The organism is Komarekiella delphini-convector SJRDD-AB1 (assembly GCF_014831675.1).
GTDB lineage: Bacteria > Cyanobacteriota > Cyanobacteriia > Cyanobacteriales > Nostocaceae > Komarekiella.
Window position 1 is genome coordinate 22,718 of sequence record NZ_VJXY01000063.1, and the last position, 10,597, is coordinate 33,314.

General features: G+C 41.4%; 10 protein-coding genes. 7 read left to right on the forward strand and 3 right to left on the reverse strand.

Translation table 11 applies throughout. The features are described from left to right. Positions 1–204 precede the first annotated feature (204 nt). The 6 genes from FNW02_RS32635 (at position 205) to FNW02_RS39160 (ending at position 6,085) form a co-directional block, all read left to right on the forward strand. On the forward strand, positions 205–1,068 hold the full coding sequence (locus FNW02_RS32635; protein ID WP_191761612.1) for a phycobilisome linker polypeptide: 864 nt from the start codon (positions 205–207) through the stop codon (positions 1,066–1,068). 327 nt (positions 1,069–1,395) lie between these two features. Continuing rightward, on the forward strand, positions 1,396–2,151 hold the full coding sequence (locus FNW02_RS32640) for a phycobilisome rod-core linker polypeptide (RefSeq protein ID WP_191761614.1): 756 nt from the start codon (positions 1,396–1,398) through the stop codon (positions 2,149–2,151). A gap of 357 nt (positions 2,152–2,508) precedes the next feature. Then, positions 2,509–3,045 (forward strand): phycobiliprotein lyase, encoded by a 537-nt coding sequence (locus FNW02_RS32645; RefSeq protein WP_191761615.1) that lies wholly within the window; start codon positions 2,509–2,511, stop codon positions 3,043–3,045. Between the two features lie 62 nt (positions 3,046–3,107). Next, positions 3,108–3,737, forward strand: coding sequence for a chromophore lyase CpcT/CpeT (locus tag FNW02_RS32650; RefSeq protein ID WP_191761616.1), 630 nt, complete (start codon positions 3,108–3,110; stop codon positions 3,735–3,737). Beyond that, positions 3,731–4,069, forward strand: a complete 339-nt coding sequence (locus tag FNW02_RS32655; RefSeq protein ID WP_191761618.1) for a CpeR family transcriptional regulator — start codon at positions 3,731–3,733, stop codon at positions 4,067–4,069. Before FNW02_RS32650 ends, FNW02_RS32655 begins: the two co-directional genes overlap by 7 nt. Before the next feature lie 276 nt (positions 4,070–4,345). Continuing rightward, complete coding sequence (locus FNW02_RS39160) at positions 4,346–6,085, forward strand: phycobilisome rod-core linker polypeptide (RefSeq protein ID WP_225226072.1); 1,740 nt, start codon at positions 4,346–4,348, stop codon at positions 6,083–6,085. Positions 6,086–6,250: 165 nt separating this feature from the next. Here FNW02_RS39160 and FNW02_RS32670 read toward each other — a convergent pair whose 3' ends face one another. The 3 genes from FNW02_RS32670 to FNW02_RS32680 form a co-directional block, all read right to left on the reverse strand. Beyond that, the gene (locus FNW02_RS32670; protein ID WP_191761623.1) at positions 6,251–7,114 is read right to left on the reverse strand and encodes an Rpn family recombination-promoting nuclease/putative transposase; all 864 of its coding nucleotides are present in this window, start codon (positions 7,112–7,114) and stop codon (positions 6,251–6,253) included. Positions 7,115–7,254: 140 nt separating this feature from the next. Next, a complete protein-coding gene (locus FNW02_RS32675) occupies positions 7,255–8,094 on the reverse strand; it encodes an Rpn family recombination-promoting nuclease/putative transposase (RefSeq protein ID WP_191761624.1) in 840 nt (279 codons plus the stop codon). A gap of 98 nt (positions 8,095–8,192) precedes the next feature. Continuing rightward, positions 8,193–9,464: a HEAT repeat domain-containing protein gene (locus FNW02_RS32680; protein ID WP_191761619.1), complete on the reverse strand. Its 1,272-nt coding sequence runs from the start codon at positions 9,462–9,464 to the stop codon at positions 8,193–8,195. 418 nt (positions 9,465–9,882) lie between these two features. On the opposite strand from FNW02_RS32680, the gene FNW02_RS32685 reads away from it, so the two are divergent. Continuing rightward, positions 9,883–10,491: a DUF1838 family protein gene (locus FNW02_RS32685; RefSeq protein ID WP_225226073.1), complete on the forward strand. Its 609-nt coding sequence runs from the start codon at positions 9,883–9,885 to the stop codon at positions 10,489–10,491. Positions 10,492–10,597 lie beyond the last annotated feature (106 nt).

The following is a 10,597-nucleotide window of genomic DNA, read 5'->3' on the forward strand; positions in this document are numbered from 1 at the left end:
ATCATTTAACTTAACAATTATTAACAAATATAACTTCAGCAACGTATCAGAATGTGTAAAGGCATAGATGTAAAAACTCAAATCATCAAGATTAGAAAAATTTAAAGGCTTTATGGCCTTTCTTCGTCAGAATGATGTAAAGTTTTTTGACATCTGCTGAAATTATTCTCATAAAATTTTGTTGTTAATTGGGAGATAGTTTGAATGGCGTTCGGATCAGCATCACGATTGGGGGTCGCTCTTTTTGAAGATACCGATCCCATTGAGCTGTGGCCAGGTCGCTCTGAAGAAGAGGTTGAAACCATAATACGAGCAGTCTACAGACAAGTTTTAGGCAATGCCTATGTGTTGGAGAGTGAACGCCTCACGGTTCCTGAATCTCAACTCAAACGAGGTGAGATTAGCGTTCGCGAGTTTGTGCGTCAGGTTGCTAAGTCGGAACTTTACCGTTCACGTTTTTTTGATAGTTCCCCTCGCTATCGAGCGATTGAGTTGAATTTCAGACATCTCCTAGGACGTGCTCCATTAGATCTAGAAGAAACCCGCGCTCACAGCACTATTCTGGATACCAAAGGCTTTGAAGCTGATATTGATTCCTATATAAACAGCGACGAGTACCAAGAAATCTTTGGGGAAAATACCGTACCTTATATTCGGGGCTACAAAACAGAAGCTATCCAAAGTTTGGTTCAGTTTACCCACTTATTTCAACTGGTACGTGGTGCTTCTAGCAGTAGCCTCAAAGGTGACTTAGCTGGTAAACAACCGAAATTAAACAGCTTAGTAATTCAAGGCACGCCCACCCCCGTGGTTTCACCAGCTAGCAGCGGGGCTACATTCCGTAATCCAACATTTACTCCTCGCACTCGTCAAGGTGTGGGAGCAGGCGACGACGGCAAGGTCTACCGGGTTGAAGTTACTGGCTATAAAGCAAATGCGGTAAATCGGATCTCCAAATTCCGCCGCAGTAACCAAGTCTTGTTTGTACCCTACAATCAGCTTTCAGAAGAGTATCAGCGGATTCACAAACAGGGCGGACTGATTGCCAGTATTACTCCTGTTAACTAGATAATGCTTAGTTTGGGAAAAACGTAAATGGGAAGCTATAGACTTCTCTTTACCTACACGCCTGCCCTCCTTTGGTGGTTCAAAAGTAAATTTTTTAACCACTAAGACAAAGACACCAAGAAAAATACATTTAATATTTGCATTAATTAGCATAGATGCTCTACTGGGTGAGTTGTACGGACATTTAACGCACCTTAGTAGACTAGCGTTTAACAAAAGGCTGGTCAGTAGCAAAAACAACTGACAACTGACACGAAAATCCACCCGTATACAGGTGGAATGCTCGTAAATCTATTTAATTCACCACGTTTTTCAGGAGATACTTTAATGTCACTTTGGGCTATTGATTCACCTAGGGTAGAACTGCGTCCGAACATCACCGAAGATGAATTACAAACGCTAATTCGGACAGTTTACAAACAGGTTTTGGGTAATGGGTATTTAATGGACAGTCAGCGCCTAGTAAGTGCTGAATCATTACTGCGCGATCGCAAAATCACAGTACGCGAATTCGTCAACGCCGTTGCCAAATCAGAACTTTATCAATCCCTGTTTTTTAACTCTTCTTCCCAAAATCGGTTCATTGAACTGAACTTCAAACACCTGCTAGGGCGTCCTCCTGCTGATCAGTCAGAAATTGCTGAACACGTCCGCATCTACAATGAACAGGGCTACGATGCCGAAATCGAGTCTTATATTGATAGCGAGGAGTATCAGCAGAGTTTTGGCGATAGTATTGTTCCCTATGCTCGCAGTACTAGCAGCCAAACAGGATTGAAGAATGTCAGCTTTAACCGCACCTTTACCTTATTGAGAGGAGCGGCTAGCAGTGATAGCGATCGCAAAGCCAAGCTGATCAGTGATGTAGGTGCAAATTTACCCACATCTATCAAGGCTCCTACTGCTGGTGGTTGCACCACCACCAGCAAACGCTTCTTGATTAAAGTAATCAAAGGCGCTACTGGCCCCCGTACTCGCTTAGGCAACATTAAATATGTGGTTGACTATAACCAGCTGTCTCAGCAAGTGCAAAACATTCATAAGACAGGTGGCAAAATTGTCAGCATCACTGAAGTTGCTTAAATTTGTCTGAGTAGAGATAAAAAAGGCAGAAAGGCTGATCAAACAGCAGCCAATACGGTTCGGTTAAAGGGGAAAGGGAAAAGGGAAAATGTTTGAATTCACCCTTCCCCTTTACCCAGACCACAATAAAGGTGGAATGCTTATCCGAATCGTATTCAAACAGCAGCAATTCTGACCTTTTTTACTTAAACGATACCAGGTCGTAGTGGTTTCCGCTACGATCAGTGTCCTTAGCATTTACACCCCCGAATGATAGTTGCAGCTGTGAGCAAGGGGACTACTATATAGACTGAGAGAATAATTCTTTAGCCAAGATATCTCTTGGATTTTAAGCTACTTTTTCAAATCACTTTTGTAATGAAAATTACCGAATTCTTTGAACAGTCAATTGGGCAATGGCGATCGCAGCGTAGCGGTCATCATTTAGCATTCGCCCACTTTGAAGAAGTGCTTTCTACGATTGACATTGAGGCCCTGAACGTCGAAGAACCGGAGGTTTTGGAAATCTGTAAATTGTATGATATTGACCCTGCAAGTATCACCCATCCTTTTCGGATGACTTGGGAGGGAGAGTCAGACTGGGACGATAAACCGCTTTCTGGTAGTACTGTGTTAGTGCCAATTCCCGATCCAGAAAATCCCTCTAGAGGTAAACTCTTGCGGGATAAAGGATACGCGGAAACAATTCCAGCAGTGAGCAAATATCACCTAAGTGACGATGGTATCTTTACCCTGCTAACAGAGTATGACCACGCTGCGGCTGAAGAACGAATTTGGTTTGCTAACCCGAATCTCAGATTTCGGGTAGCGATGATTAAAACCAGTGATGGTAAAGGAGTGACTACAGCTTCCTTTTCTTCAGAAATTCGTTCTTTGTCAAGTCCAACAAGTTAATAATCTTGAGTTAAAACATAAAAGAATCATTTAGTTTTGTCTTGTTGCTCCTGAGGTTGAATATGACGATAGCGCCCAGTGGTTCTAGCACCAACGCTAGCGATTTGCTCACCTTAGCTTGTTGGATGGCAGGAGATTTTAGCAACCACAAGCAATCTTTTGCAAATCCTCAACTTTTCGCTCACATCCACATTTTTTTTCGTCCTTTACCATTTGATTTTTTTTCTGCTATTGGTTTTTATTCTGAGCAAGTATATGACTACGATTTATGGACACCCTATCGACAGGGAGTACATAGACTAGTAGATTGGGGCGATCGCATCTATATCGAAAACTACAGTTTGAAAGACCCTGTGCTTTATGCAGGTGCAGCTCGTGAATTAGATATTCTCAAAACTATCACTCCAAATAGCATTGAACGGCGTTATCACTGTTCAATGGTTTTTGTGCGAGAGGGTGAAATGTTTCGAGGTAGTGTGGAGCCAGGAAATCAATGTCTGATTCCTCGCAATGGTCATCAAACATATCTAATCAGCGACGCAGAAGTAACCGAGCATACTTGGACAAGTTTAGACAAAGGCATGGATGTTGAAACCCACGAGCAAATATGGGGTTCAAAGGCTGGGCCTTTGCGGTTTGAAAAACAGGAAAGTTTTGCCGATGAATTAGATGCGGTTAGCGCATTATGTTAATTCAGCTTGAGGCTATTGAAACCAAAATGTTGCCTCCACAGGCTGAAAAAAGGATGCGTTGCTGGATTCGCAGTCGCCACTTGATTTGTTCCGGTAACTTTTTTATATTCGAGACATTAGAGTATACGACGATTGAAAGATTTTCTGAATGTGTCGCTTCTTTAGGAGGATCAGTAATATCTGTTGACCCAGTTAATAAAATTTGGATGGGTGAGCATCGCCAAGTCATTTTATATCAGGCAAAAGCTAGTTTACATACCCCTCATCACACTTTGAAACAATACTGGATAAAATACGGTGGTTTCTACACTAGATTTGATGAGCGCGTTTGAAAATAAATAGATAAGTTGACATAAAGTTAACAGTTAGTGACGGCTAATTGTTAATTGCTAATTGCTAATTTTTTCAGACTATTAGCTATTAGTTATTAACTGTTAGCCGTCTAATTTTGTTAGAAAATGTAACTAAAAAACTCCCCAAAACTTGATAACTTAATCCTGACTGGAAAGAGGATCAGAAAATATTAGTGCTTATTTGTACTATAAAGCGCTAACAATTACTTAGCTCCCATTACCTTTAAAAATATTGTTTTTTAGGAGGTTGTTGAAATGGTTAGTAGTTTTATCAACCCTGTGATTAGTAGCGCCTCGCAATTGGGTGTAGGATTGTTTGAAGACTCAAACCCGATTCAGCAACGGATAGGTAGCTCTGAAGAAGAATTTGAAACCTTGATTAGAGCCGTATACAGGCAAGTTTTAGGTAATACTTATGTTATGGAAAGTGAGCGACTCACAGTCCCAGAGTCGCAACTCAAGCAGGGGGAACTTAGTGTCCGCGAGTTTGTGCGTCAAGTGGCTAAATCGGAACTTTACCGATCGCGCTTTTTCGATAACTACCCCCGCTACCGTGCCGTTGAACTTAATTTTAAGCATTTACTTGGTCGTGCACCTGATGACCACGCCGAGATGGTACATCACACACATCTACTGGATGAAAGCGGCTTTGCAGCTGAAATCGACTCTTATGTTGATAGTGATGAGTACAAAGCAGCATTTGGTGAAGACACAGTACCGTTTTACCGGGGTTATAAAACCCAAACAGGTAAAAATCTTGCTGGGTTTACCTACCTGTTCCAATTGCTGCGCGGTGCTTCTAGCAGCGACCAATCCAGCGTTAAGGGAAGTCGCTCTGGACTGAATCGCTCACTGATCACCAATACTCCCAAAGCGATCGCGCCACCTTTAGGTGCTACATCAGGTGCTACAACCGATGTCAATAGATTTCTGGCGAATATTCTCAACCTCAAGTCTCAGCCATTAGTAACTCCTACCCGAACCAACCCAACTATGCAAACCTTATCAGACGACGAAATCAGACAAAGACAGTATCAAGCATTTTCCCAGACACAACCAATTGAACTATGGTTTGGTGCTTCAGCTGATGAAATCGAAATCGTGATTCAAGCGGTTTATCGCCAAGTATTGGGCAATGCTTACGTTATGGAAAGTGAGCGGCTCACTGTCCCAGAATCTCAACTCAAGCAAGGTGTAATTACCGTCCGCGAGTTTGTCCGTCAGATTGCTAAGTCACAGTTGTATCGCTCCAGATTTTTTGACAACGTTTACCGCTACCGCGCCATTGAGTTGAACTTTAAACACCTGCTAGGTCGTGCTCCCGATGACTACTCAGAGACAATTCATCACAGCAACATTCTGGATGAACAAGGTTTTGAAGCAGATATTGATTCCTACCTTGATAGCGACGAGTATTTAGATGCCTTTGGGGAAAACATCGTGCCATATTATCGGGGTTACAAAACCCAAACAGGCACAAAAATATTGGAATTTACCAACATGCTGCAATTGGTGCGTAGCAATTCCAGCAGCGACAAAAATCTAGCATCGAATAATAAGCCTCAGCTGGTGCGATCGCTAATTACTAATACTCCTTACGGTAAGCTGAAATCCACGGATGTGAGTGCATTACTAGCTGATCTATTCAAGCCTAAGCCAGATGCCCAAGTTAATACGTTTGTTGCAGCTCGCACCCAAGCCGAACAAGGCTTGCGGCAAAAAATTCAAGAGCAAGAAAGCCAAATTACAGCTTTGCAACAACAACTAGCAGAATTACGACCTTTTGCTAGCATCGGTACAACACAATTTAGTAGTAGTTGGCAGTCTTCTAGTTCTGTGACAAGTACAGACGAATATACATCTCTGCAACAACAAGCTGACGCGCAGGCAAAACAGATTACCTCTTTACAAGAGCAAATTGCTGATACTCGACGGTTTGCCACAATCGGAGAAGCCCGGTTGAATAAGTGGCGCAGTCGCGTTTTTAATGGCTAATATCATATTCGGTTGATTAACCATCATACTTACAACCCCACCTCTAGCCCCTCTTCACAAGCAGTAAAGGAGATTTTGGCGTCAGCTAAAAGCGAGGTGGGGTTTTATTATTATGGACAATTTGCTGATCAGGACACAACACAGACTAACATGCACTCCATCGTTTTATGTTTCCGATTGTGCAGCTTGCCTAACAACTTGTTCATCCAAATCTAAAGCTTGAGCTATCTGCTCAATACTCAACCCTAAAGCCAATAACTGAGGTATTGTTTCTAGTTTTCCTTCTAGCTTTCCTTCTAGCTTTCCTTCTAGTTTTCCTTCTAGCTTTCCTTCTAGCTTCCCTTCTAGCTTTCCTTCTTCTTTACCTTGCTGTTTGCCCTCTGTAAAAACTTCTTGGTAAAATCTAGTTTGCTTTAACTCACTTAATCCAAACATTTTTGCCATCTCCTCCCGGCTCAAGCGCGGCAATTTATAGATTAATATCGTTTCAATCAATTGTATAATTTCCCGCTGTTGGGCGGTATCCATAATTTCTTGTCGAGCGCTGTTTACTATCTCTATAGCTTTTGCTGTTGCAGTTGATTCTGGTTCTACGATTAATTTTACTGTCTCAATCCCGATTGATGATGACTCTATCGAGGTTAATTCATCTAGATAAACGCGAGTTACTCTTTGGGAGTTAAGTAATTCTGTGTATCTTTCTGTATCTCCAGTATCAATGCTGCGGTTAGGAAAGATAACGACACTACGCCAGGTGTTAGTTAATTCGGTTTTATCGAGATAGTTAAAGATTTCAGTAAACAAACGTGAATAAATTTTTTTGTCTGGTTGAAATTGAACTTCAGCAAAATAAATGGCTAGTTCTGGTGCATTTGGCAAGAATACGCCATCGATTCTAAATGCTAGTTGTTTAACTTCAACTGAGGAAAATTGATAAGCATTGGCAAGTGATGGCGGCTGGTTTATTAGTTCAAAGAAGGTGCTGGGGAGACTCTGGAAGATGCGATAAAATATACTGTCGGTTTTCAAATCAGCTAGTTTTTCTGTTAATGAACGTATTTTACAGTTCGGCGATCGCTTAATTATCCAACGTCCAAAATTGAGTACAAGCAAGCGTCTTACTCAGTACCAAACTTGGTATAACAGAGGCTAACGCGCACTCCATCGTTTTATGGTTCCGATTGTGTAGCTTGCCTAACAACTTGTTCGTCCAAACCTAAAGCTTGAGCTATTTGCTCAATACTCAATCCTAAAGCCAATAACTGAGGTATTGTTTCTAGCTTCCCTTCTAGCTTCCCTTCTAGCTTTCCTTCTAGCTTTCCTTCTAGCTTTCCTTCTTCTTTACCTTCCTGCTTGCCCTCTGTAAAAACTTCTTGGTAAAATCTAGTTTGCTTTAACTCACTTAATCCGAACATTTTTGCCATCTCCTCCCGGCTCAAGCGCGGCAATTTATAGATTAATATCGTTTCAATCAATTGTATAATTTCCCGCTGTTGGGCGGTATCCATAATTTCTTGTCGAGCGCTGTTTACTATCTCTATAGCTTTTGCTGTTGCAGTTGATTCTGGTTCTACGATTAATTTTACTGTCTCAATCCCGATTGATGATGACTCTATCGAGGTTAATTCATCTAGATAAACGCGAGTTACTCTTTGGGAGTTAAGTAATTCTGTGTATCTTTCTGTATCTCCAGTATCAATGCTGCGGTTAGGAAAGATAACGACACTACGCCAGGTGTTAGTTAATTCGGTTTTATCGAGATAGTTAAAGATTTCAGTAAACAAACGTGAATAAATTTTTTTGTCTGGTTGAAATTGAACTTCAGCAAAATAAATGGCTAGTTCTGGTGCATTTGGCAAGAATACGCCATCGATTCTAAATGCTAGTTGTTTAACTTCAACTGAGGAAAATTGATAAGCATTGGCAAGTGATGGCGGCTGGTTTATTAGTTCAAAGAAGGTGCTGGGGAGACTCTGGAAGATGCGATAAAATATACTGTCGGTTTTCAAATCAGCTAGTTTTTCTGTTAATGAACGTATTTTACAGTTCGGCGATCGCTTAATTATCCAACGTGCAAAATGGAAGATGGGCAAAATGCCCATCCCTACTAATTATTACTCGTCGCTTTCGCTCGAATTAACCAGTCAGCATCAGTAGCACACATTTCCCTGCCGGATGAGTCTCCTAAACGGTCTAACGCCAATAAGCAAGCATATTTCAAATCCCAAATTGGCGTACTCAGGCAAGTTTTGAGTTCGGTAACTGCGCGTGGATCGCCCAATTCCCCAAGAGCGATCGCACAAGCAGTACGGGATTTCTGAAACTGGGGTTCGCGGTTGTGCAGGTTTTCTACTAACAAATCGTAGCCAGAAGTATATTTCAGCCAGCCCAGAAGTTTCATCACATGATAATGACCACCATAATCGTTATAGGCTTTGTCCATATAAGTTGCTAAGAGTGCTTGGGGTGCTTCCTGCAAATAGATATCAAGCAAAGTTTTTGTTGCTAAATAGCACCGGCCAAAATCGGTTTGGTAAAGTTCGTCAATGACAAAATTTAGTAAAGGGGTAACGTCGTACTCGTGTACCAGGTCAATGTCGTTGGGATGATCGTATAGTACTTGCTCTAGATAGGGCTGAACTTCCGCGAACGTAATTTCACCAGTGGGAACACCTGCATCTAAGAGCATCCGTAATGCTCGCAGTCGAAACACCAGAGATACAGGACAACGGGCAATTTGTGGGATGGCTTTGTAGTAGTGCGAATCAATCAGGTCTTGAATGCAACCGCGCCGTGCATTAACGTTGGGACTTTGCAGCAGCGCTATCACCTCAGTGATTTGGGAGTAGTCACCCGTGAAGCGACAAACTGTGGCGATCGCCGCACTACGGGTAGGTTCGTCCTCAGCTTGTGTAAATTTTTGCACACGCTCTAGAGCCGATTTATAGTCAGCGTTCGCCAACATGTGAATAATCACCCGATAGATTTGACCTGGCTTATCAAGTAGTTGTGACACTTCTTCGAGGATTTCTGAATCTTTAGTCCCGATTTCCCCAATTGCCCACACGGAATTTTCAACAGTATAAATATCATCATCCTTGAGGCACTGCCGAATTACAGGTAATGCTGATTTAGCCTGCAATCGCCCCAGGCTTTCTACAGCTTTACGTCGAACAATGCGGTGATCTAATTCAGCTGGGTTACTAGTTTCAATTGCACGTACCAAAGCTGCAATTGATTGCTCAGTTGGGAAATTAATCAGATGTGAAACAGCAATGTATTTATCAGTAGGGTCTTCGAGTTGTTCTAATGGTGTATCGATAATTGCGATCGCTTGAGCTTCTGTTAAACCAAAGATTTTAAAAAAACGTTTATCCATTGATCTATAAAATGACTGAGGGTAGTTAAGTTACTCAAAGGTCACGTTTACTATCGTACTGGGGACTGGGGACTGGGAATTGGTAAATAGCCGTAAATTTTGACAGAAGATAAAATCAACACAAAAAAGCAAGTTGCCAGTTAAGTAGAAGTTTACGTCAAAATAAAATCAAATCCGCTCATCAATCTCTGGATGATAATTGCAAACAAAAGCATTTAACAGTTATCAGTCAAGATAATTGGGTTTAACGAGAACCACTAAGGGAGCACTCACTTCAAACTGAAAACTAATAACCCAAAGTCGATTAGTGGCAGGCGCTATCTAGCGAGTTTAAATCCCCCAACTGTTTACTGTTTACTGTTTACTGTTTACTATTTACTGTTTACTGTTTACTGATTTAAGAATAAAAGGAACAGAGATGAGTGATTACTTAGATGACTACGAACTTAATAACCTCGATTTTTACAGAAAAAATCATGGGTTACAGCTTTATTACAACTGGTCTGGGGAAATTTCGTGGCAAGAGACACCAGATAAGCCAAAAGAAAAATTGTTTTCTATTATTGGTATGAATGCTACAAAAGTATTTATTAAGCCCGATCCTGAGTACGGCGAAGTCGGATATCGGATTAATAGAGAAATCGGTTTATTTTGTAACCCAGTAACCGAAGATATTCTACACTTTTGGCAGTCACCAACAGCAAGTCAACCAGTACCAGTAGTACATATTGCTAATCGAATTGTCCAAGGCTCAGTTAAACCAAAAAAATTTGTCATACCCAAAGGCAAGGGATATATCACCTCTGTTATGGAAATTCCTTTAGAATACCCGCATCCGTTAGCAGGAGATAGTAAATACTTAGACTATTGCCCTGGGGAAAAGTTTAAAGGAGTTGAATACTTTATATCAAATACTTGCCGACCTGATGCTGTTGATGTCCCTCCTGCAAAGTGGGCGAGAGACTGTCCTTGGATGCCCTGGATGAAATTAGGATATGGCAATCTAGCTAACCTGAGTTCGGGATAAGGAAAGGGACAGGTAGTAAGCTGAAAATAGCGTTAAATCCAGCAACCTGCCCTATGTTTAGTTTAGATGCTTTGTTTTGCCATGTAGATGATTTTTGTAAAGCATT